We start from the raw sequence: 23437 nt of genomic DNA on the forward strand, positions 1-23437 counted from the left end.
TTTTCTTACCTATCCACAGACGACTCTACCGTGATCTGTGAAGGGCGTCATTAAAAAAACGTAGAAAAACCCCAAAATATCGAGGGTACGTAAGCGATATCAGCAGCATTTCGCCGGCATCCCCAAGATATTGCGGGCGAACATGCGCACAGCACAAAACACCCCACTCGGCTGCCACAATTACGTCTGAGGCACCGGTGGACGCGTGTAATACTCATTTTGGGCGACTGCTCATCCTGCCGCCGGGTTTCTGATGAACCTTGTGGACAGTTTGGGGGATAACTCTGTGGTCCGCAAGCAGCTTTTTCAACTCATGGGCAGAGTTTCACATGTCAGAGGCTCGTTCGAAATGCCCTCGATCCGCTGCATCCCTCGCGTGAATTCACCGACAGGACGCACGATGATCCCACCGTCATATTCATAAGGCCACCAGCAAGCAGGCATATCGCCACGAATGTCCTCATAGACAAAGCACACGCGCCCGCGATCCACATAGAGCTGCCCGGTGACGCAACCGTTTTCCGGTGTTTTCCAGATGGTCTGTGTTCGGCTTACGAACTGCTCATCTCCGACCAACCTGCCCGAATTCAAGTTTACAAACCGCAAGGTCTTGCCAAGAGCTAAGTCTATGAAGACCTCGGCAGGCATGAGGGTTTGCGCCGACAAAGGCGACGCAAACATCCATGTTGCCAATGCGATGACGCGCCACATCAGCGATCACCAATTGTCGCGGAACCACTTCACCGCCCGCTTGAGCGAACGCCCCGCATAGCGGTCGATCGGGATCTCAAAATCCCACCATTCGTCCTGCGGATGCGCTGCAAAGAGGCTGAGACCCACGGCACTGGAAAAACCCGGCCCGGTCGCCGACTGCGGCAAGCCATGTACGCGCAACGGACGCCCCAAGCGCACACGTTGGCCCAGGATACGGCTTGCCAGCCCATCCAGCCCCATGATCTGGCTACCGCCGCCTGTCAGAACGATCTGCTGGCTGGGCAAATGATCAAAGCCTGCGGCGTCCAGACGGGCACGCACCTCCTCCAGGATCTCTTCGACCCGGGGGCGCATGATACCGATCAACTCGGCCCGGCTGACGGTGCGGCGGTCGTGTTCCCAATCGCCGGTATCTCCGCCAATGTCGATCATGTCACGATCATCGGCGCCGGTTGCATGCACGCCGCCACAGAACGTCTTGATCCGCTCGGCATTGGCCATCGGCACACCCAGCCCCATCGAGATGTCGCTGGTGACGTGATCGCCGCCCATACGCACGCTGTCGGCATAGATCATGTGCTTTTTCAGGAAGATCGAAATGCTGGTCGATCCGCCACCCATGTCGATACAGGCCGCACCCAGTTCCTGCTCATCCTCGACCAGTGACGAGATGCCGGACACATAAGCCGACGAGGCAATGCCCGCGAGTTCCAGATCGCAGCGCTTGATACAGTGGATCAGGTTCTGGATTGCGGCACCATCCACGGTCAGCATATGCATGTCCACGGCCAGGCTCTGCCCCAACTGCCCACGCGGATCGCTTAGGCCCGAGCGGTGATCGAGGGCAAAGTTCACTGGCTGCGCATGCAGCACCTCGCGCCCCTCGCCATATTCCGGCACATCGCAGGCGCTCAGGACACGGGCCACTTCGGCCTCGTTCACCATCTGGCTTTCCAGCTCGATCTGCGCATCCAGGCCATACGAGCGCGGGTTCGCGCCAGAGAAACAGGCGATCACATGGTCAACGCGGATCTCGGCCATCTTTTGCGCCGCCTGCAGCGCGGTGCGGATGGCGCGCTCGGTCTCTTGCATGGCGTTGATCTCGCCAAACTGCACCCCGCGTGAACGCGTCGTGGCGGCCCCGATCACCCGGAACCCGGTCTGCCCCGCCATCGAGCCGATGGAGTTGTCTTCGCTCAACCGCCCCGTGCCGTCAAACCGCAGCACCAGGCAGGAGATTTTGGAACTGCCAACATCCAGAATAGCAACAACACCGCGCTGCATCGCCTGCCGTCGCATCTGCCGCATCGCGCGCTGAGACTGATAAAGATCCGCCATCATGATTTACTGTCCGTTCCCGCTTGCTTTTCTTATCCGCCACCATTCCTCGATGGCGTTTTCCGTCATTCTGATCGTCGGCCGGTTGCCCAGGCGCATGTCCACGGCGGCCACATCGCGTTCGAGCAACTCTTGCACCTCGTTCACCGCCAGCACCCGTTCAAGGGCGCGCACCGGGCGTTCAGTCGGCAGCATGATGCGTTGCCCGCGATCCAGCACCACGTCCCAGCGGCGCTCGCCAATCCGTGCCAGCCCCCGCAGTCGCTTGCCCAAAGGCTGCGCCGCATGCAGCAAGGCCATCGCCTCGGTCACGGATTTGTCCGCCGCGTCGCCCACGATCAGGGGCAGATCGGCACGATCGGACCGCGCCTTCAGGTCGTCAACATGGGCGCCCGTTTCATCCAGAATTTCGATCCCTTCGCGCGTGCGCCAGACCACGACCGGCACCCGCTCGACCACGTCGACCTGTAGGATACCACCGGGCCGAATACGCACAGTCGCCGATTTCACCGGATCAAGGCCCACGACGATCTCGCGGATCTGTTCCACATCCAGATCAAACGAGCTGGTGGGGAAATCAAACGGCACGACCTCACGAATGTCCGCCGACAGGCTGTCGCCTGCCCCGTCGATGGCCATCAGGTTGACCATGAATTCCGGCCGCTCCTGGATCGAGGCGCGAACGTCCGCCACAAACATGTTCAATGCATCACGGCGCTTTTCGCTGGACAGAAATGCACTGCCAATCGCAAAGGCCAGGCAAAACGGCACCCCGATCCGCAAGCCCAGGCGAATACCTGGCGTCAACATCCAGCGTTGCAGACGATAGCTCCACCGCGATGGGGCCGGGTCCGCGCGCTTGCCCGACAGACGAATGCGCCCTGCCCCTTCCAGTGGGATGCCGTGCCCCTGCGGGTCGTGGTCCCCACTGGCAAAGTCCGCGTCCTGTGCGGCAGGCACCTTGGACCGGAACAGCACCGGCAACAGGCGGTTGCGCTTTACCGATTGCACGAGGCATCCTCCACCATCCAGGCGCAGAGCTGACCGAATGTCATACCCAACTCGCCCGCCTGTTCCGGCACCAGCGAGGTCGGCGTCATGCCGGGCTGCGTGTTTGTCTCCAACAGGAACAACCCGTCAGCGCCCTTGCTGTCATCCCAGCGAAAGTCCGTCCGACTGGCACCGCGACAGCCCAAAGCCTGATGGGCGCGCAGGGCATAGTCCAAGCAAAGGTCAAAGATGTCTTGCGGGATGTTGGCGGGCACCTCGTGGCGCGAACCGCCGGGGGAATACTTGGCCTCGTAGTCGTACCACCCATCGGCAAAGATTTCCGTCACGGTCACCGGCTTGTCGCCCACTACCGTGGTCGTCAATTCGCGCCCCGGCACATATTGCTCGACCATCACCTGCTGCGGCATGGTGGATTCCAGTTGTGGCGGGCTGTTGGCGGCCTCGTGCACGATATAGATCCCGACCGAGGACCCTTCGTTGTTGGGTTTGACCACGTAAGGCGGCGCCAGCACATGGCGCTTCTTCACCTCATCGCGATCCGCAATCACGCTCTCGGCCACCGGCAGACCAGACGCGCGAAACATCTCTTTGGCGCGGTCCTTATCCATCGCCAAGGCCGACGACAGCACGCCCGAATGCGTATAGGGGATGCCCAGCCATTCCAGCAAACCCTGGACACAGCCATCTTCGCCCCAGCGGCCATGCAGGGCGTTGAAGACAACATCCGGTTTGATCTTTTGCAGACGTTCGGACAGGTCTGGACCGGCGTCCAGCTCAATCACGTTATATCCTTCGCCCTTCAGCGCGGCGGCGCATTCACGCCCACTGGACAGGGAAACCTCGCGTTCAGCCGAAGGTCCGCCCATCAATACCGCCACTGTCCGGGGTGCCCTGCTCGACTGACCCACAACACGTGCCTCGAATTTTTCGGACCTTATTTGGTGGTCCGTGTCTGCTATTTGCCGCCGTTTCCGCCTGTTTTATTGGCCTGATCAGGTTCGGAAACGGGGTGTTATTTATCCAGCGGCTCACCGACCCGCATGATTTCCCATTCTAGCGTGATCCCGCTGGAATCGTAAACCTTTTTTCGCACCTCTTCGCCAAGGCCCTCGAGGTCTGCGGCAGTTGCGCCACCGGTGTTGATCATGAAATTCGAGTGTTTTTCGCTCATCTGAGCGCCGCCAACCCGTGCTCCACGCATGCCCGCGTTGTCGATCACCTTCCACGCTTTCAGGTCATGCACGTCATCTGCGCGCCCCGTGGATGAGAACCCGGCGGGGTTGCGAAAGGTCGATCCAGCGCTGCGGTCCTTGGTGGGCTGCGTCTCGTCACGCTTTTGCAGCTGCGCCGCCATGCGGGCGTGCAGCTCTTCAGCCTCGCCCGGCACCCCCTTGAGCGTGGCCGTCACCAATACCGCGCCCTCGGGCATATCGGTTTGACGATAGCGAAAGTTCAGCTCGTCAGGCCCAATCTCGCGCAGCTCTCCCTGCCGCGTCACGATAAGACCGGATTGGAACACATCCGCCGTATAGCTGCCATAGCAACCAGCGTTCATCCGCACCGCGCCGCCGATGGAGCCGGGGATGGTGCGCAAGAACGTCAGATCAACCCCCTCATCCGCTGCCTTGCGCGCCACATGCGCATCCAGCGCTGCGGCGCCTGCGGTGACAGTCAGCCCATCAACCTTGATCCCGTTGAACCCGCGCCCCAGACGGATCACCACGGCGCGCAGACCACCGTCGCGCACGATCAGGTTCGAGCCGACACCCATGGGGAATACATCCACATCATCAGGCAGCTGTCGCATGAAATCCCGCAAATCCTCGACATCGGCAGGCTGAAACAGATAGTCCGCCGGACCACCCACCCGCAGCCACGTCAGATCGGAAAGCTCTCGCTGGGGGGTCAGTTTTCCGCGAAGTGCGTCAGGTGAAATCATGGGGACATCCGGTTTGCAAAGTTGCTTGTCGCATCTAGCCCAAGCCGCCCCGATTTCACAATGCCTTCAACGACGGTGAAGCAAGCCCCATAGAAACCCCAAAAGCGTCCCCACACTTAGTCCAGCTATGGAAGGAAAAAGGACAATATAGAACATGGCCGCCATCAGGTAATCTCGTCCAGTTGGCGCACCATCGGACTTGAACGCAAAGATCAACGCGGAAGATACGCCCAAAAGGGCCAATGTCCAAAAGGAACGGCTGTATAGGTTCCGCCTTGCAAATCGGAACCCAACAAAGGCCGTCACTATGAGAACAAACGAGGGTATGAACAGGTAAATGGCCATGTAAGGGTCAGGCGTCAGCTTTTTCCCCGCACCCAACGCCCAAGATAGATCACTGGCCAACGCAGCACGGACATGCCGCCCAGCAACACGAACAACCCGACCCAGGGGCCGTTTTCATAGGTGACGTATCCCAACAGCGGGATGCCGATGGCGATAAGAACATAGGCGTTGCGCCAGTGGTTGTCTTTGCTCGGCGTCATCGCCAGCACGTTGGCAACGATGGCCCAAATGCAAACAAGCGCAATCGACAGCATCAGTCCCGCCCCTTGATCAGTTCCTCGACGTCCCCACCCGTCCATTTGCGCCAAAAATAGCGCAGCGGGTTGCGGAACATCGAGATAAACGCGGCAGCGGCGGCCAAACCAACAACCCAGCCGAACTCGCGCCCCAAAAGGTAAATCAAAACCGGCGCTGCCAGCATTAAGGCAACACCCGGCACGTATTGACGTCGCAGCGGCAACATCGCGACACCTGTAGCGGCCAGAACCCAAAGGGCGGAAACTGCAATCAGCAGGGTCATGCCACCTCTCCTTTTGTCGCGTTAACCCAAACGTGCGGGCAACCCATTGGCCCAGGCACTGATCGTACCTGCGCCCAGGCAGACCACCATATCACCCGGCTTTGCCTGTTCACGTACAAGACGTTCCAGATCATCCTCGTTCAGGATGGCGCGTGCATGACGGTGGCCATGACGAATGAGCCCCTCGACCAGAGCGTCGCGATCCGCGCCCTCGATCGGGTCTTCGCCCGCCGCAAAAACCTCGGCAATCGCCACAACGTCGGCCTCGTTGAAACAGGCGCAGAAATCATCGAACAGGCTGTGCAAACGCGAGTACCGGTGCGGCTGATGGACGGCGATCACCCGCCCCTCGGTCGCCTGACGCGCGGCTTTCAGCACGGCTGCAATCTCGACCGGGTGGTGGCCGTAATCGTCGATGATGGTCACACCGTCGACCTCGCCCACCTTGGTGAAGCGGCGGTTGACGCCCCCGAAGTCGGCCAGCGCCTGCCGGATCTCTTCTGCCTTCATGCCCAGATGACGGGCCACGGCAATGGCTGACAAAGCGTTCGAGACGTTGTGATCGCCCGGCATCGGCAGGGTGCAGCCCTCGATCACCATGTCTTCGTGCTGCAGATGCACATCGAAATGGGCCACCCCGCCTTTGTAGGTCAGGTTGACAGCACGGACATCGGCCTGCGCGTTGAAGCCATAGGTGCGGACGCGGCGATCGGTAATGCGACCCACCAACGACTGCACCTCGGTGTGATCGGTGCAGCAGACGGCCAGCCCATAAAACGGAAGGTTCGAAACGAACTCATAGAACCCATCGCGCAGCGTGTCGAAATCGCCCCAATGCTCCATGTGCTCGGGGTCGATGTTGGTGACAATGGCAATGGTTGCAGGCAGACGGTTGAACGAGCCGTCGCTCTCATCCGCCTCGACCACCATCCATTCGCCCTGTCCCATCCGCGCGTTCGAGCCATAGGCGTGGATGATGCCGCCGTTGATTACGGTGGGGTCAAAGTCCCCGGCCACCATCAACTCGGCCATCATGGTCGTAGTAGTTGTTTTGCCGTGGGTGCCCGCAATCGCGATGTTCGATTTCAACCGCATCAGCTCGGCCAGCATGTCCGCCCGGCGCACCACCGGCAGGCCTTGTGCCCGCGCGCCGTCCAGCTCGGGGTTGCCCGGTTTGATCGCAGTGGACACCACCACAACTGCGGCCCCTTCGAGGTTCTCGGCGCTTTGACCGACAAAGATGCGCGCACCCAGTTCCGTCAGACGGTCGGTGATTTTCGACGCCTTCAAGTCCGAGCCCTGCACACTGTAGCCCAGGTTCAACAGAACCTCGGCAATCCCTGACATGCCAATCCCACCTATACCCACAAAGTGGATCGGTCCGACGTCAGTGGGGAGCTTGGTTGCAGGGGTCATCAGCTATCCTTTCAGGCCGCACCTTGGGCCAGATCTTCGACTAGGGTCACCAGACGCTCGGTTGCGTCCGGGACACCAACGCTCAGCGCGGCATTGGCCATCTGCTGGGCTGCGCCTGGGTTGGTGAGAACCGCCGCCATCTGCTCTGCCAACACGGCAGAGTCAAGGCGGCTTTCGGGGATCATGATCGCGCCACCGGCCTCGACCAGCCCGCGCGCATTGGCGGTCTGTTCGTCGCGAATGGCCGCCGCCAGCGGCACCAGGATCGAGGGACGGCCAATGACCGACAGATCCGCAATGGTGGATGCACCCGCACGGGTCACCACCAGCTGCGCCTCGGACATGCGGCGGGGCACGTCGTTGAAAAACGGTTTCACGTCGGCGCTGATGCCATGTTCGGCGTAGAATGCCGTCACGCGGTCTTCGTCCTCGGGGCGGGCCTGATGGGCCACGCGGATGTATTGGCGCAAATCGTCGGGCAATGCTGCAATGGCGGCGGGCACCACATCCGACAGGATGCGTGCGCCTTGGCTGCCGCCCATGACCAGCACCGACATCGGGTAATCGCCGGGCGTGATGTATCCTGCGCCAGCCCGCTCCAGGATCGCGGCACGTACCGGATTGCCGACGTGACCGGCCTCGACGCCTTCGGGCACTTCGGTCGGCCAGGTGCCACAGGCAATTCCCGCAACCCGCTTGGCAAAGAGCTGATTGACCCGGCCCAGAACGCCGTTCTGCTCGTGGATCATGCGGGGCAACCCCAGCAACGTCGCCGCGCCAAGCGCCGGGATCGACGGGTAACCGCCAAACCCCACGACCACATCCGGCGTATCCCGCTTCATCTGCCAGGCCATGCTGGCGATGCCGGTTGCAATCTTCGGTGCCACCAGCGCCTTGGCCAGCATACCACCCCGCGCAAATGTTGCGCTGGACGCCTCGACAATCTCGGTCGTATGCGGAAAGCCGCCCGTGTATCGCGCACCGCGCGCATCCGTAGACAGGCGCACGCGCCAACCCTTTTTAAGCATCGCTTCGGCAAGCGCCTGCGCGGGGAACATGTGCCCCCCGGTGCCGCCCGCCGCAATCAGCAGATAGTTTTGCGTCATCATCCCCGTCCGCGCAAAATGTCCCCAAACTCACCCTGAGGTCGCGTTCTTGTAAACGCCAGCAGCATCCCCAGAGCAATTCCGCCTGCAATCAGCGACGATCCACCGTAGCTGACAAAGGGCAGTGTCATACCTTTGGCGGGCAGCAATCGCACCGCCACACCCATGTTGATCATCGCCTGAACGCCAAACATGCAGGCCAAACCAGTTCCCGCCAGGCGGATGAACGGATCGCGTTCCCGCATCAAACGCAGAAGCGAGCGCACCACGATCGAGGCATAGAGCAGGATGATGATCATAACCAGGATCAACCCATACTCCTCGGCGGCCACGGCGATGATGAAATCCGTGTGCGCATCCGGCAGCGACCATTTCACCTGCCCCTCACCGACACCCACGCCAAACAAACCGCCCTCGCGGATCGCGTTGGTGGCATAGCCAAGCTGGGTTGTTGGATCCACATCGGGGTTCAGGAACCCATCGATGCGGCGCGCAAAGTGTTCCGAGTTGGAGTAGGCCACCATGCCGCCCAGAACGACAACACCGGCCATGCCCACCAAGAGCAGCATCGGCGCACCGGCTACAAAATACATCACGCCCCAGCCAAAGAGCACGAGGCAGGCCTGACCAAAGTCAGGCTGCATCACCAACATCGCCACAATCGACATGCATAGCGCAAAGGACCACAGTCGCCCCGGCGGGCCGTTGATCTCTTGGCTGGCAGCAAACAGCCAGGCGACAACCACCACAAAGCCTGGCTTCAGAAACTCGGACGGCTGTACCGAGGCAAAGCCCAAAGAATACCAACGCACGGCACCCTTGCCGAAATCGGTGCCAAAGACCGGCAACAGCGCCAACGCCACAAAGGAGCAAAGAAACCCAAGAACAGCCAATCGCCGCACCAAAGTGGGCGACATCATCGACGTCAGCAGCATCGCAACCAGTGCAGCCCCGCCAAAGATCGCCTGCCGTTCGACATAGTGGAACGGATCAAACCCGTTTCGCGCAGCCAGGGGCGGCGACGCCGCCAGCCCCAACAGCAAGCCGATCCCAAACAGGATCAACACACAGGACATCGACCATTTGTCGAGCGTCCGCCACCATTTCGGAAGAATTGGCTCGCCACCCTGCGCGGGCACGGCACCATACACCATCTCAGTCATGAGATTACCGCCACTGATCTGCCTCGTTGATGTCCCTTTTCGGGATCTGAAGCCGACTCTACAGGCAAAAAGGGAATCAGGCCAGCCCTAGTACGGCACAGCAGCGAATACCTGCCCGTATCCAATTTCACTGATTTGCTGTATCGTAGCGCTATTTTGAAACGCATTTTTATTTGGAGTTACTATTATGCCTTCCAATTGGGAGCAGTTGATCCACACCTATGCTCAATCCACAATCCCCGCCCCCGACCTGAAACTCATCACGCTGGCGCAATGGGCGCTGGAATCAAATTTTGGGACCAGCAAACTGGCCACTGAGCACTTGAATTTTGCAGGCCTCAAATTCCGCGCCCGCATCAACCGCGACCAGCACTATGCTGAACCGGTTGATTATCTGGCGCACGATGGGTGGGACACCTATTGCAAATTCGCTTCGCACCAGGACTTGATCGGCGGATACTGGGCCTTCATCAACAATGGCGCCATGTACGATGGGTGGGACGCCTATGCCGAGGATCCGGCAGGCTATATTGGTCATTTACAGCGCGGTGGCTACGCGGAGGATCCCAATTACCTGTCCAAAATTCGAAGTGTTCTGCCACGCATTCGTCAGCAGGTAGATGACCTGGGTCATGCCGCCCTGCTGCAAGCCGGAGCCCTTCAACCGCGAGCCAAGTTCCGTCTGGCAGTTCTGATCGGGCACAACAGCCACGCCAAAGGAGCGCACTCGGACCATCTTATGGTATCGGAATGGCCCTATAACCAGCGGGTCTATCGGCACATGGCCGAACTTGCTCCTGAATTTGAGATCGAACCGAAACAGTTCTTTCGCCACCCCGGCAAACCCTACGAAGACGAGATCAAGGAAGCCTACGCTCTCGTCGATACCTGGGGACCGGACGCCATATTGGAACTCCACTTCAATTCCGGGGGCGGCCGAGGCACCGAAACTCTGTACTGGGGCGGATCGGCCAAGGGCGAGGTTCTGGCTCGCGCCGTGCAACGCGCCCTACTGACAGAGTTGGGCCTCTCCAACCGCGGCATCAAGGATCGCCGGACCGGACGGGGTTCGTCCTCACTGGGTGCTTCAGCCCACCCGACAATTCTCACCGAGCCGTTTTTTGGAGACTCGGCCAATGACTGTGCCAAAATGGTTTCCGTGGGTGAAGACACTCTCGCCCGCGCCTATCTGATCGGTGCGCGCGACGCGATGGAGGAATTCTGACGCCGTGGCGGCGGGCATGTCTCTCACTGCCGGGTCGAACTGAAACTGCTTGCCTTTGCCCCCAAGCTCTGGCTTTGGGGGCATATGGACTTTGACACGATTATACTTGGCGCCGGCGCTGCCGGCATGATGTGCGCCACCCGTACGGGCGGACGAACGCTGGTGGTGGATCACGCCAAAAACCCGGGCGAGAAAATCCGCATCTCGGGCGGCGGGCGGTGCAATTTCACCAATATGTATGCCGAGCCCCGGAACTTCCTGTCGCAGAACCCGCATTTCTGCAAATCTGCGCTGGTGCGCTACACCCAATGGGATTTCATCGAATTGGTGGACCAGCATGGCATCGCCTGGCACGAAAAAACGCTGGGGCAGCTCTTTTGCGATGGCTCGTCCAAACAGATCATCGCCATGCTGGTGAGCGAGATGGAGCGCGCAGGCGCTGAACTCTGGCTGAAAACCGCGCTGGTGGATTTGGCAAAGACCGAAAGCGGCTACCGCCTGACCCTCGACAAGGACGGAAAACGGGTCACGGCCTCTTGCCGCAACTTGGTGCTGGCCACTGGTGGCAAGTCGATCCCCAAGATGGGCGCCACCGGCCTTGCCTATGAGATTGCACGCCAGTTCGACATCCCCGTGACCGAGACCCGTCCCGCTTTGGTCCCCTTCACCTTCCCCGAAGGCCGCTTCAAACCGCTTGCTGGTGTCGCCACACCAACGCGCCTCAGCAACGACCACGCCAGCTTTGACGAGGCACTGCTGTTCACCCATCGGGGCCTCAGCGGGCCTGCCGTGCTGCAGCTGTCGTCCTATTGGCGCGAAGGAGAGGAAATTCACGTCAACCTCGACCCTGAGGGAACCCTGCTCGATGCGCTGCGCAACCAGCGCCAAAAATCCGGCCGCAAGGCACTGACGACGGAATTGTCAAACCACCTGCCCGCCCGCCTGGTCGACGCACTGAAGACAGACATTGAGATGGACGGCAATCTGGCCGATCAGTCCGACGCCAAGCTGCAAGTGCTCTGCGCTGCGCTCGCGGATTGGCGCCTGACCCCTTCGGGCACCGAAGGGTACCGCACCGCCGAGGTGACCTTGGGTGGCATCGACACGAACGCCTTGTCGTCGCGCACGATGGAGGTCACCTCCGTCCCCGGACTCTACGTCATCGGCGAAGCCGTCGATGTCACCGGCTGGCTCGGTGGGTTCAACTTCCAATGGGCATGGTCATCTGGCCATGCAGCCGGAACCGCCATCGCCGCGGCCTGACGCAGGTCTCAGATCGGTTCAAGGAAGCGAGAAAACAACGAGGCAGGAACACCGAAACTGACAACGTCGTCGCCAACACTTGAGAGCTGGGACAAAATCCCGATGACCTTGAGCTTGTCCCCGTCGATCATCAACAGCGGCGCTCCGGAATCTCCGTTCATCGCCGAGCATCGCTGAATGATCAGTTCCTTAAGTCGGCTGGGTTCCGGCGCACCACAGTCCACGGCAAGTGAAAGAACGTTCTTGCGCAACCCAGCATAACCCGCCATCGCGAAGTTCGCTGTCGGGTTTATGTCCGATTGTACGTCCAGATACCCGATGCTCTTTCCGAGTGGCTTGTCCAACACGAGCAGGGCCCAATCAGAGCCCGGGTGTCGTTTGAACACACGCGACTTGGTGTCGTGGATGTCGGGCAGTATGTACCTTGTCACGCTGGCAACAGCTGCGGCCTCACCGCGTTGATACCCCGCAACAAACCGTATCGACGTCGGCGGAATCCAAGATTTGCGAGGCCCGTTAAACAAACAATGCGCTGCAGTCAGGACCAAGTGTTCTGCAACAAGGGTTCCGGTGCAATATCCAAGGATCTGGCGGCTGGCGAAATTGACGCGACCAATGGCGCGCCAGGGGACGCTGGATGCATCCAGTATGTCACGCGCCCGAATTGCGGCGCATCCATGCTCGAGCTTTTGTCCAAGAGCGCAAATCCCATCGAGTTGATCGATATGAAGTTGGGCCTTGATCAGCTGTTCAGATGGACGGGATGCATCATTGGCAACGGCTGCAATCGCCGTACAAAAGACTACCAGAATTGCAAAAGGAAACGCCCGCACAACGAACCCTTATCTGTCAGACAACCTGTCGTGAACTTCGCTTACAAAATCTTCGCCACGTTGCTCGAAATTGTCATATTGATCAAAGCTGGCAGCCGCAGGCGCCAGCAAAACTGTGTCTCCCGGCTGTGCGTCGGACATGGCCCGCTCGACGGCCTGTTCCATAGTTTTGCAGACCTCGGCTTCGACATCCAACTGCATGGCAAAACCAGCCGCTTCACGCCCGATGACATAGGCTTTGATCACGCCCCCCGCCGCGTCGTTCAGCGCAGACAGGCCGCCATCTTTCTCCAATCCGCCACAGATCCAGCGGATCTTCTTGAAGGCACTGAGCGCCTTGACCGCCGCATCCACATTGGTGGCCTTACTGTCATTCACGAACGTCACACCGCTCGCCTCGGCCACGATCTGACTGCGGTGGGGCAGGCCCGGGAAGGTGTGCATCGCATCCTCGATCACCCGCGGCGCCAGCCCCAGCGACCGGCAGGCCGCATAAGCCGAGCAGGCGTTCTGATGGTTGTGTGCGCCTGGCAAACCCTTGACCCCGCGCAGGTCGATCGCTCCTGCTTGCCGCCCCTTGCGGTACTCGCTCAGGAACCCCTTGCGGGCAAAAACCTGCCACCCTGGCCCACTCAGCTTCTGCGCTACAGACACCCTGATCACCCGATCATCCGCAGCGCCTTCCGACAGCTGCCCCGCCAGAAACAGCCCCTCGGGCTCATCAATTCCGATGACAGCACGATCCGGCCCGCCCTCGGAAAACAACCGCCGCTTGGCCGCGAAATACCCGCCCATGCCGCCATGCCGATCCAGATGATCAGGGCTGAGATTGGTGAACACAGCCACATCCGGCGTCAATGAGCGCGCCAGTTCAGTCTGATAGCTCGACAGTTCCAACACGACGACCGATCCATTTTCGGCCGGATCGATGTCCAGAACCCCACGCCCGATATTGCCCGCCAATTGCGAGGGTCGCCCGGCCTCGGTCAAAATGTGATGGATAAGTGCCGCCGTGGTGGACTTCCCGTTGGATCCGGTGACCGCCACCACCCGCGGCAGGGTTTCGAAATTATGCCAAGTGTTGTCCGCAAACGAGCGAAAGAACAAACCGATGTCATTGTCCACCGGCACGCCTGCCTCAAGCGCGGCGCGCACTACCGGGTTCGGCGCAGGATAGAGGTGCGGAATACCGGGGCTGACAATCAGCGAGGCGACACCTTCGAAATCCCCCGCCCGACGCAGCTCGACGCAGTCAAACCCCTCGGCCTCTGCCGCCTCTCTCGCGGCCGGATTGTCATCCCAACAGAGCACATCCGCCCCGCCCGCCAGCAAACTGCGCGCTGCCGACAGCCCAGACCGCCCCAACCCCAGAACGGCCACTTTCTGGCCCTTGCACCCTTTGACCGGGATCATGCGCTACCCTCGTGAAGTCTTGTCATTTGATCGACACCCTGCCCGCAATTCAAGACCCTGTGCAAGCCACCAAATAGGCTCGCGCGTCAGCGGGAGCCGGGCCCAACAGGGTGCAGGCGGGCAAAGCCCACCGTGACCCTGGCGGGAGCGCTTGTTATCTGACTTTCAGGGTCGCCAGTCCGATCATCGCCAGGATCAGAGAAATGATCCAGAAGCGGATCACGATGGTGGGTTCGGCCCAGCCCTTTTTCTCATAGTGGTGGTGGATCGGGGCCATCAGGAACACACGCTTGCCGGTGCGCTTGAAATAGAGCACCTGGATGATCACGCTCAACGCTTCGACCACGAACAAACCACCGACAATGGCAAGTACCAGCTCGTGCTTGGTGGCCACCGCGATGGCTCCCAGAGCACCGCCCAGGGCCAGCGAGCCGGTGTCGCCCATGAAGACGGCCGCAGGCGGGGCGTTGTACCACAGGAAGCCCAGACCGCCGCCAAATAGCGCAGCGGTGAAGATCAGGATCTCACCGGTGCCAGGCACATAATGCACGTCGAGGTATTCGGTAAAGTCGACCCGCCCCACCGCATAGGCGATCACGCCCAGGGTTGAGGCCGCGATCATCGCGGGCATGATGGCCAGCCCGTCCAGGCCGTCGGTCAGGTTCACCGCATTGGCTGCGCCGACAATGACGCAGATCGAGAAGGGAACGTAGAAAAGACCCAAGTTGATAAGGGTATCCTTGAACACCGGCAGAGCCAGTTGGTACTGCAACGCCTCTGGGTGATTGTAGGCCGCCCAAACAGACGCGATCACGGCAATGATGATGCCCAGGGCCAACCGCAGCTTCCCCGGTACGCCCTTGGTGTTCTGTTTCGACACTTTGGCATAATCGTCGGCAAAGCCGATGGCGGCGTAGGACAGTGTCACAAACAGCACCAACCAGACAAACGGGTTGTCGAGCCGCGCCCACATCAGGGTCGACGAGATGAGCGCACCCACAATCAGCAACCCGCCCATCGTGGGCGTGCCCGCCTTTTGGAAATGCCCTTCGGGACCGTCATCGCGGATCGGCTGGCCCTTGCCTTGCTTGCGGCGCAGCACATTGATCAGTGGGCGTCCGAACAGAAAACCAAACAGCAGAGCCGTCATGAATGCCCCGCCCGCGCGGAAGGTGATATAGCGGAAGAGGTTCCAGAAATCCCCTCCGTCCGACAGCGCGGTCAACCAATATAGCATCTGCTCTTGCCCCTACTCGTCCGTGTTCTCTTGCGATCCGGCCCCTTGGCCCATTTCACGCAGCCCGTCAACAACCCGCGCCAATCCCATGCTCAAAGAGCCCTTGGCAAGCACGATATCGCCGGTTTGGATCAGTTCCGGCAGCTTGGCCGCCATTTCAGCGCTAGTCTCAGTCCATGCGCCCCGTTTGCCCTTGGGTAGGGCGTCATGCAACGCCTGCATCAACGGGCCGATACAATGGACCTGCGCGATGGTGTTAATCGCGTCCAGATCGGCCAGGCCCGCATGCAGCGCATCAGCCTGCGGCCCCAGTTCCTTCATGTCGCCGACAAACGCGATCCGGCGTGGCCCTTTGGCCGCCGCGAGCACCGCCAATGCTGCGGCCATCGAGGTCGGATTGGCGTTGTAGCTGTCATCGAGCAACTCGATGGAGCCTCCGGGAACAGCCAGCGTTTCGCGCACGCCTCGTCCTTTGAAGGGGGTCCAGGTGCCAAGCCCCTCGATCGAGGCGTGCAAATCGGCGCCAAGCGCCCTGGCCGCAGCCAAAGCTCCTAAACCATTCATCGCAAAATGCGCACCAGCCGATTGAATTTCAAAGGTAATCTCTTGCCCATCAATTTGCGCGTGCGAAGTTGTCAGATCGCCTTCCAACCCAACGCTCAGCAAGTGATACTCTCGCGCCTTGGTGCCGAAAGACAAGGTTTCCGCCTGAGCAGCGTCCGCAGCATCGCGCAGAACCTGCGCATCATCGATGTCGGCGTTGACGACGGCCACACCGCCCGGTTCCAGCCCTTCGAAAATCGAGGCCTTTTCTCGAGCAATCGCCGTGACACTCTCGAACGCCTCAAGGTGCGCCGCAGCAACGGTGGTCACCATCGCAACATGCGGGCGCGCCTGTTTGGCCAGGGGCGCAATCTCGCCAGGGTGGTTCATGCCGATCTCGATCACGGCAAACTCGGTGTCGCGCGGCATCCGCGCCAACGTCAGCGGCACACCCCAATGGTTGTTGTAGCTGGCGACACTGGCGTGAGTCTTGCCCTGTCTGCCCAGCATCGCAGCCAGCATTTCCTTGGTCGAGGTTTTGCCGACCGAACCGGTCACGGCCACAACACGTGCCTCTGTCCGGGCACGGGCGGCGCGGCCCAGATCCTCAAGCGCGGCTTGCACGTCATCGACCAGCAACAGCGGAGCATCACCGGGCAAACCATTGGGAATATGGGATACCAAGGCCGCTCCGGCCCTTTTTTCAAGAGCCTGCGCTACAAACTCATGCCCGTCGCGCGCCGCCTTCAAGGCCACAAACAGATCGTCGGCTTCAATGGTACGGGTGTCGATGGACACGCCGTTGACCGCCCAATCGCCAATGGCGCGCCCGTTGGTGGCCGCTGCGGCCTCGGTTGCGGTCCAGAGCGTCATGCCAGCCCCCCGTCCAATGCGGCCACGGCGATGCTGGCCTGTTCCACGTCATCAAAAGGAAGCACCTGATCGCCAACGATCTGGCCGGTCTCATGCCCCTTGCCGCAAATCAGCAAGGCGTCACCCGGCTGCAAGGCGTCCACTCCGCGCAAGATGGCTTCGGCCCGGTCGCCCACTTCGGTCGCATCGGGTGCACCACCCATGACAGCGGCCCGGATGGTGGCCGGGTCCTCGCTGCGGGGGTTGTCGTCGGTGACAAAGACGATGTCGGCGTTTTCTGCCGCCGCCTGGCCCATCAGCGGGCGCTTGCCCGCGTCCCGGTCCCCACCCGCACCAACAATGGCAATGAGGCGCCCCATGACATGAGGGCGCAGGGCTTTGAGCGCAGTCGAAACCGCGTCAGGCGTATGCGAGTAGTCGACAAAGACCGAGGCGCCATTGCTGCGGGTCGCGGCCAGCTGCATCCGACCGCGTACAGTGGTCAGATGCTCCAGCGTTTCGAATACGCGCTCAGGCTCATCCCCGCTGGCGATCACCAGGCCACAAGCAAGCAGGATGTTTTCGGCCTGAAACCCGCCAATCAGGTTCAGGCGCGTCTGATAGGGCTTGTCGCGCCACGAAAACCGCAAATCCTGCCCCGTGGCATCGAAGCGTTGATTCAGCAGGCTCAGATCACCGTTTGCGCGACCTACAGTTAGCACCTTTTGGCCCCGTGCCGCTGCAATCGCGCGCATTTCGGTGCCCTTGGGATCGTCCATGTTGATCACTGCGGTGCCGTCTTGGGGCAAGACACGACGAAACAGGCCCGCTTTGGCTGCAAAATACGCCTCGAACGTATCGTGATAGTCCAGATGATCCTGGGTGAAGTTGGAAAACCCGGCAGCTGTCAGATGCACGCCGTCGAGGCGGCGCTGTTCCAGACCGTGGCTGGACGCCTCCATCGCGGCGTGGGTCACCCCGTTCTCTACCGCCTCGGCCAAAGTGCGATGCAGCGTGATCGGTTCGGGCGTGGTATGAGCAAGCGGCGCGGTCCAGGTGCCTTCGACGCCGGTGGTGCCAAGGTTGATGGCGGAATGATCCAGCTCGGCCCAGATCTGACGCACAAAGGTCGAAACGGATGTTTTGCCGTTGGTGCCAGTGACCGCGATCATCGTCCTGGGCTGTTTGCCGAACCAGAGCGCCGCGGCTCCGGCCAAGGCCTGTCGCGGGTCTTCGGCGACAACAACCGCAGCATCTGATTGCGCCAGTTCATCTGCCGCAATCTCGGCTCCTTTGGCGTCGGTCAGGATGGCCGTGGCCCCCATGCGCAGCGCGTATGTGATGAATTCCGCCCCATGCACCCGTGTGCCGGGCATGGCGCCGAACAGAAAGCCGGGTTTGACCTCGCGGCTGTCGACGGCCACGCCTGTGACTTCGGGGTCCAGACCACCACGCGCGGTCAGGGCCAGCTGGCTGAGTTTCTTTGCCGGTGTGCCCATGACGCCCCTGCCCAATTGGTTAGTTTGAGGTCAGCGTTATACCAGCGGTTTCGCCGGGCTCAACCTGTGGCCTGAGGCCCAAGAGCGGCGCGACGCGGCCAATCATCTCGGCCGCCACCGGAACCGCGGTCCAGCCCGCCGTCCGGCGCTTTTCGCCGTAAGCCAGGATCGACGGCTCATCCAGCGTCACCACCAGCACGTATTTCGGGTCGTTTGCCGGGAAAAGCGTTGCGAACGTGGCGATGACCTTGTCCTCGTAATAGCCGCCGCGCGGCTTGGGCTTGTCGGCTGTGCCCGTTTTGCCGCCAACCGCATAGCCCGGAACCTCGCCAAAGCTGGCCGTGCCGCTGGTCACAACCTTGCGCAACATCTTGCGCGCCTGACGCGCCGCTGTCGGCGACATCACGCGCGGGCCATATTGCGGCCCCTTCTGGCGCAGAACCGTCGGGCTGACGTAATGCCCGCCATTGGCGATGGCCGCATACCCCGCTGCCAGATGCATTGGGCTGGTCGACAGCCCGTGCCCATATGAAATGGTGACGGTGCTCAACTCACCCCATTGTTTCGGCAACAGAGGCTGACCGCCTTTGGCCTCGACGATTTCGAACGGTGTCGGATCGAACATGCCCAAAGAGTTCAGGAAGTCCTTTTGCCGCTTGACCCCGATCTGCATCGCCAGCCGACCGGTCCCCCGGTTCGAGCTTTTGACGATGATGTCGGCGACGCTCAGCTTTCCGTAATTCTTGTTGCGGAACTCACCAATCGGAAAGCCCCCCACCCGCATCGGGCCGGATGTGTCGATGATGGTTTCGGAATTGACCAACCCCAGGTCAACCGCCTGCGCAGCCGTAAAGATCTTGTAGACCGAGCCCAATTCATAAACACCCTGCACCGCACGATTGAACAGCGGGCTGTCCGAGGGGTCAAATCCGCTGGTGGGTGGTCGTGGGCGGTCGTTTGGGTCGAATGCGGGCAATGAGGCTACGGAAATAACCTCGCCCGTGTGCACATCCATCAGAACCGACGAGGCCCCTTTGGCATTCATGATCTTCATGCCACCCAGCAGGACACGCTCGGTCGCGGCCTGGACAGTCAAATCCAGTGAAAGCTGCAGCGGCTTGGCCCCATTGGCCGGGTCGCGCAGGTAGCCGTCGAACTGTTTTTCCACGCCAGCGACGCCGATCACTTCGGCGGCGTTCACGCCTTCCTTGCCAAAGCCCGCGCCACCCAACACATGGGCGGCCAGCATGCCGTTGGGGTACAACCGCATTTCGCGCGGTCCAAAGAGCAGACCGGGATCGCCGATGTCATGCACCGCCTGTTTTTGCTCGGGTGAGATGCGTTTCTTGATCCAGATGAATTTGCGCTTGCCGGTGAAGTCCTTGATCAGACGCTCTTTATCCAGGTCCGGGAACACTTGCATCAACCCTTCGGCGGCGGCGATCGGGTCCACCATCAGCGGCGGCTGAGCGTAAAGCGAGTGCGTTTCAAAGTTTGTCGCCAGAATACGCCCCTCGCGGTCGACGATGTCGGCGCGTTGGGTGGCGATGTTGGCACCCGTGGCACTGGCCAGCGGTTCTTGCGCCTCGGATGTGGCCAAGAGCCCCATGCGCGCACCCACGACCGAAAAGGCACAGAAAAAGAAGACACCCAGAACCAAAAGCCGCCCCTCGGCACGGGCGCGGGCACGGTCCTGCATCTCTTCGTGGCGTTGGCGGATGTTCTCACGTTCGATTGCGTCGGGGTTTTCGCCCTTGCTGCGGGCGTCCAGAATGCGGGCCAGCGGGCGCAGAGGGATACGGCTCATGGGAATTGCTCCCCATTCAGGGTGGAAACATCAACTGCATTTGTGATCGGTGGCAGAGGCGCCGGGGGATAGGCCACCTCATCCACGCGGCCGAACTGATCAGGGCGCAGGGGCAAAAGCCCGAGGCGGTCAAAGTTCAGATCGGCCAGCTCGCGCAGCCGGTCGGGACGGTTCAGATAAGCCCATTCGGCCCGCAGAACGCTCAACCGGATCTGAGCGGCACCAATCTCGCGTTGCAAACGCTGGGTGTCCTTCAAAACCTGCTGCGTCTTGTAATTTTCCTGATAGGCCCAGAGGGCAAGGCCAAAGACCGCCAAAGCAGTCAGGACATAAATGATGCTTCTCATCGCTTCCCCCCTTTCAACATCGGCATGCCGATGCTCTTGCCATCGACGGGCCCGGCAGGTGCGTCAGTGCGAATGGCCACACGCAGCTTGGCAGAGCGCGAACGCGGGTTTTCTTCCAGCTCTTGCGCATCGGGTCCAACGGCCTTGCGCGTTTTGATGGTGAACTGCGGCGCACCCTGCGCGATCTCGGGTGCATATCGGTTGGCGCGCCCGGTCTTGCCCGCCCGCGCCTGCAAGAAGCGCTTGACCATCCGGTCTTCGACAGAATGAAACGTGACCACAGCCAATTGCCCGCCGGGCTTCAAAGCCCGTTCAGCTGCCATGAGGCCGCGAAAAAGCTCGCCATATTCGTCATTCACTGCGATCCGCAGCGCCTGAAAACTGCGCGTGGCGGGATGCGATTGGCCGGGCTTGGGGCGCGGCAGGCAGGATTCGATGATCTTTGCCAAATGCAGGGTCGTCGTGATCGCAGCCACTGTCCGCTCTCGCACGATGGCCTTGGCGATCCGACGGCTGGCACGTTCTTCGCCATAGTGGAATAGGATGTCGGCCAGATCCTCTTCGCTGGCCTCGTTCACCAGATCAGCGGCCGAGGGGCCATCCTGCGACATGCGCATGTCCAGCGGGCCATCCTTCATGAAGGAAAACCCACGCTCGGCCAGATCCAGTTGCATCGACGAGACACCCAAATCCAGCACGACGCCATCCAGATCGCTGGCATATTCATCCATGCGCGAGAACACACCGGCCTGCATCACCAGACGATCGCCATAGTCGCCGGCCCAATCGGCGGCCATCTCAAACGCCAGCGGGTCGCGATCGACGCCAATGACCGTGTCCGCGCCTGCGGCCAGCAAACCACGGGTATATCCCCCTGCCCCAAAGGTGCCATCCAGCCACCGCCCCGACACAGGGGACACGGCAGCCAGCAAAGGACGCAACAATACAGGGATGTGAGGGTCTTGATCGGGGTTGGCCGCAGCAGCCATGCCGTTACGCGCCCCCCGCGCCATCAAGGAAGGCCATCGGATCAAAGTCGTCTGGCAGCTCGTCCAGCCACTCTTCGGCCTTGGCCAGTTCTTCGGTCTCGTATGTCTCGGGCTTCCAGATCTGGAAGGTGTCACCGGCCGCGATAAAAAAGGCTTCTTTGTCCAGGTCGATTTTCTTGCGCAGCTTGGCGGGCAGGACCAGACGGCCAGTTTCATCCACGGCTGTGGGAAACGACTGACCGTGGAACATGCGCTGAAGCATCTTGCGCTCCATCGAGCCGCGCGGCAGCGCGTCGATCTTGGCATCGACCTCGTCGATCGCCTCCATCGTGTAGCATTCCAGGAACTTGCGGCGGTGGTCGCCGTAGACAATCACAAGCTCGGGCTGATCGCCCGACTGCCAGTTCGGGTCGCCAGCCTCCAGAACACGACGAAACGAGGCAGGAATCGACACCCTGCCTTTCGTATCCACCTTATTCTGGCTCTCGCCTCTGAACCTGCGCGCCAAAACGACTGTCCCTTTCGCTATGCGCCAACTTGCTTTTCGCCCCCAGAAAGTAGAAACGGCGGGTTGATCTGCTGCCACTGATCAACCCGCCGCCTGATCCCGCTGTGCGGGGATGTCCGACTGCGCGCGCCACCTGGGGGGATGTCTGCTCGCTCGCGCGCCGGATCTCTTGGTTCTGATGAAAGCGAAGCGCCTGTATGAAACCTGCTTATTGTTGGTTTGGGGTCGTTTGCTGCCCCTGCTGTCTCGTTCTCATCCGATGAACAAGGGATGCCATGGGAATTCATGGAAATCAATAGGAAATTTTGGAGGGATTCGGGAAACTGAGTAAAACTGCTTACAGAGTCAATCCCCCAATAGCCAAGTTATCCACAGCATATAGACAATAGTGAAACCAAGGCACCCACATATAGACAAAATGATGCCTTTCAAAAATATCCCATCTATTCCCAAAAAAGTTCTGCCATCGGGGACTGAATAGCAAGAAAGCCACGGCAATCACCGAAAACACGCGAAATCATCTACTTCTCAAACGCCATCCGAGCCTGCGAAAACAAGCCATCCCATGGTTTCCCACAGCTCCCATGCAATCCCGTACCATACATTCCCACCTCTACCCTGGGCAGCTGCATGGCCGGGCGCATCCATCGCCACCGCCCCTAGTAATCGAGTCGACGCCCCCACGCGACCGCGGTTTTTTTCAAGAGCCAAAACCGCGTCACGCTGCGTAAAAAAACGGCGTTCAATCATGTGTGACAAGAATTCGCCCGCCGCAGGAACGTATCAGGCACATCGAAACCCCAATAAAATATGTGTCTTTCGCGAAGTCCGTGATTTTGTGGGACAATCCATGCAATTGCTGCATAGCAGCATTGATCCGGTAAGCTATTGTGCAATTGCAGCATTTGCTTATTTTCAGTCTCAAGCAAACGCCGCACCGACGCGGCAGAGACGATACGACGATAGGTAAAGATCATGGCTGTCACCAGCGACTACACCGCCGCAAAAGGCGCAACATTCTTCGGCTTCTCCTCGCTGATCGAGGCCGCAAAAACTCGCTACATCCGCAACCGGATGTATCGCCAGACTGTAAATGAGCTGAGCGCCCTGTCGGCGCGTGAACTGGCCGATCTGGGCCTGCACCGCTCGATGATCAAGCGCGTAGCACAGCAGGCTTCGGCCGAATACACCGCACGTTAAGCGGAAAAAAGATACTGAATTCAGACTCCTCTCCTCCTCCCTGGGGTCTGAGTTAAGCGGCGGCATCTTCCTCCTCCCTGATGTCGCCGCACCCAAATACCGGCCTTTGATGCCGGAACGCAGATACATCCGGGTCTCTCCTCCTCCCTGACCTTGGATGTTGAAAGCA

General features: G+C 60.4%; 22 protein-coding genes. 3 read left to right on the forward strand and 19 right to left on the reverse strand.

Translation table 11 applies throughout. From position 1 onward, the window contains the following. Window positions 1–306: 306 nt before the first annotated feature. The 10 genes from TRM7615_RS04270 to ftsW all read right to left on the reverse strand — a co-directional run bounded on the left by TRM7615_RS04270 (window position 307) and on the right by ftsW (window position 9552). A complete protein-coding gene (locus tag TRM7615_RS04270; RefSeq protein ID WP_108785677.1) occupies window positions 307–711 on the reverse strand; it encodes a hypothetical protein in 405 nt (134 codons plus the stop codon). Window positions 712–717: 6 nt separating this feature from the next. Beyond that, the gene (gene ftsA, locus TRM7615_RS04275) at window positions 718–2052 is read right to left on the reverse strand and encodes a cell division protein FtsA (RefSeq protein WP_108785985.1); all 1335 of its coding nucleotides are present in this window, start codon (window positions 2050–2052) and stop codon (window positions 718–720) included. Window positions 2053–2058: 6 nt separating this feature from the next. Beyond that, entirely contained in the window at window positions 2059–2946 is an 888-nt protein-coding gene (locus TRM7615_RS04280) for a cell division protein FtsQ/DivIB (RefSeq protein ID WP_370739779.1), read from the reverse strand. A 104-nt stretch (window positions 2947–3050) separates the two neighbouring features. Further along, on the reverse strand, window positions 3051–3929 hold the full coding sequence (locus tag TRM7615_RS04285; RefSeq protein WP_235824015.1) for a D-alanine--D-alanine ligase: 879 nt from the start codon (window positions 3927–3929) through the stop codon (window positions 3051–3053). Between the two features lie 146 nt (window positions 3930–4075). Then, window positions 4076–5002 (reverse strand): UDP-N-acetylmuramate dehydrogenase, encoded by a 927-nt coding sequence (murB, locus tag TRM7615_RS04290; RefSeq protein ID WP_108785679.1) that lies wholly within the window; start codon window positions 5000–5002, stop codon window positions 4076–4078. 359 nt (window positions 5003–5361) lie between these two features. Then, window positions 5362–5601 (reverse strand): DUF2484 family protein, encoded by a 240-nt coding sequence (locus TRM7615_RS04300; RefSeq protein ID WP_370739771.1) that lies wholly within the window; start codon window positions 5599–5601, stop codon window positions 5362–5364. Next, window positions 5601–5867 carry a DUF2484 family protein gene (locus TRM7615_RS04305; protein ID WP_108785681.1) on the reverse strand — a complete coding sequence of 89 codons (267 nt, stop codon included), beginning with the start codon at window positions 5865–5867 and terminating at the stop codon, window positions 5601–5603. The genes TRM7615_RS04300 and TRM7615_RS04305 overlap by 1 nt, the downstream gene beginning before the upstream one ends. A 21-nt stretch (window positions 5868–5888) precedes the next feature. After that, window positions 5889–7283: a UDP-N-acetylmuramate--L-alanine ligase gene (gene murC, locus TRM7615_RS04310; protein ID WP_108785682.1), complete on the reverse strand. Its 1395-nt coding sequence runs from the start codon at window positions 7281–7283 to the stop codon at window positions 5889–5891. A gap of 11 nt (window positions 7284–7294) precedes the next feature. Next, complete coding sequence (locus TRM7615_RS04315; protein ID WP_108785988.1) at window positions 7295–8389, reverse strand: UDP-N-acetylglucosamine--N-acetylmuramyl-(pentapeptide) pyrophosphoryl-undecaprenol N-acetylglucosamine transferase; 1095 nt, start codon at window positions 8387–8389, stop codon at window positions 7295–7297. Then, window positions 8389–9552: a putative lipid II flippase FtsW gene (gene ftsW / locus TRM7615_RS04320; RefSeq protein ID WP_108785683.1), complete on the reverse strand. Its 1164-nt coding sequence runs from the start codon at window positions 9550–9552 to the stop codon at window positions 8389–8391. Before ftsW ends, TRM7615_RS04315 begins: the two co-directional genes overlap by 1 nt. A gap of 187 nt (window positions 9553–9739) precedes the next feature. On the opposite strand from ftsW, the gene TRM7615_RS04325 reads away from it, so the two are divergent. Both TRM7615_RS04325 and TRM7615_RS04330 read left to right on the forward strand, forming a co-directional pair. Then, window positions 9740–10777 (forward strand): glucosaminidase domain-containing protein, encoded by a 1038-nt coding sequence (locus TRM7615_RS04325; RefSeq protein ID WP_108785684.1) that lies wholly within the window; start codon window positions 9740–9742, stop codon window positions 10775–10777. Between the two features lie 84 nt (window positions 10778–10861). After that, window positions 10862–12040 (forward strand): BaiN/RdsA family NAD(P)/FAD-dependent oxidoreductase, encoded by a 1179-nt coding sequence (locus TRM7615_RS04330; RefSeq protein ID WP_108785685.1) that lies wholly within the window; start codon window positions 10862–10864, stop codon window positions 12038–12040. Window positions 12041–12048: 8 nt separating this feature from the next. Here TRM7615_RS04330 and TRM7615_RS04335 read toward each other — a convergent pair whose 3' ends face one another. From TRM7615_RS04335 to mraZ, 9 genes are all read right to left on the reverse strand, one after another. After that, entirely contained in the window at window positions 12049–12873 is an 825-nt protein-coding gene (locus tag TRM7615_RS04335) for a trypsin-like serine peptidase (RefSeq protein ID WP_108785686.1), read from the reverse strand. 9 nt (window positions 12874–12882) lie between these two features. Next, window positions 12883–14286, reverse strand: a complete 1404-nt coding sequence (murD, locus tag TRM7615_RS04340; RefSeq protein ID WP_108785687.1) for a UDP-N-acetylmuramoyl-L-alanine--D-glutamate ligase — start codon at window positions 14284–14286, stop codon at window positions 12883–12885. A gap of 154 nt (window positions 14287–14440) precedes the next feature. Further along, window positions 14441–15523, reverse strand: a complete 1083-nt coding sequence (gene mraY, locus TRM7615_RS04345) for a phospho-N-acetylmuramoyl-pentapeptide-transferase (protein ID WP_108785688.1) — start codon at window positions 15521–15523, stop codon at window positions 14441–14443. Between the two features lie 12 nt (window positions 15524–15535). After that, the gene (locus TRM7615_RS04350) at window positions 15536–16939 is read right to left on the reverse strand and encodes a UDP-N-acetylmuramoyl-tripeptide--D-alanyl-D-alanine ligase (protein WP_108785689.1); all 1404 of its coding nucleotides are present in this window, start codon (window positions 16937–16939) and stop codon (window positions 15536–15538) included. Then, window positions 16936–18417: a UDP-N-acetylmuramoyl-L-alanyl-D-glutamate--2,6-diaminopimelate ligase gene (locus TRM7615_RS04355; protein WP_108785690.1), complete on the reverse strand. Its 1482-nt coding sequence runs from the start codon at window positions 18415–18417 to the stop codon at window positions 16936–16938. The genes TRM7615_RS04350 and TRM7615_RS04355 overlap by 4 nt, the downstream gene beginning before the upstream one ends. 19 nt (window positions 18418–18436) lie before the next feature. Continuing rightward, window positions 18437–20224: a peptidoglycan D,D-transpeptidase FtsI family protein gene (locus tag TRM7615_RS04360; RefSeq protein ID WP_108785691.1), complete on the reverse strand. Its 1788-nt coding sequence runs from the start codon at window positions 20222–20224 to the stop codon at window positions 18437–18439. Beyond that, the gene (gene ftsL, locus TRM7615_RS04365) at window positions 20221–20571 is read right to left on the reverse strand and encodes a cell division protein FtsL (protein WP_108785692.1); all 351 of its coding nucleotides are present in this window, start codon (window positions 20569–20571) and stop codon (window positions 20221–20223) included. The genes TRM7615_RS04360 and ftsL overlap by 4 nt, the downstream gene beginning before the upstream one ends. Next, entirely contained in the window at window positions 20568–21560 is a 993-nt protein-coding gene (gene rsmH / locus TRM7615_RS04370; RefSeq protein ID WP_108785989.1) for a 16S rRNA (cytosine(1402)-N(4))-methyltransferase RsmH, read from the reverse strand. Before rsmH ends, ftsL begins: the two co-directional genes overlap by 4 nt. 4 nt (window positions 21561–21564) lie before the next feature. Beyond that, the gene (gene mraZ, locus TRM7615_RS04375; RefSeq protein ID WP_108785693.1) at window positions 21565–22068 is read right to left on the reverse strand and encodes a division/cell wall cluster transcriptional repressor MraZ; all 504 of its coding nucleotides are present in this window, start codon (window positions 22066–22068) and stop codon (window positions 21565–21567) included. Between the two features lie 975 nt (window positions 22069–23043). Between mraZ and TRM7615_RS04380 the strand changes: the two genes are divergently transcribed. After that, window positions 23044–23268 (forward strand): DUF1127 domain-containing protein, encoded by a 225-nt coding sequence (locus tag TRM7615_RS04380; protein WP_108785694.1) that lies wholly within the window; start codon window positions 23044–23046, stop codon window positions 23266–23268. Window positions 23269–23437: the final 169 nt, after the last annotated feature.

Origin of the sequence: Falsiruegeria mediterranea M17, from assembly GCF_900302455.1 — a bacterium.
Lineage (GTDB): Bacteria > Pseudomonadota > Alphaproteobacteria > Rhodobacterales > Rhodobacteraceae > Falsiruegeria > Falsiruegeria mediterranea.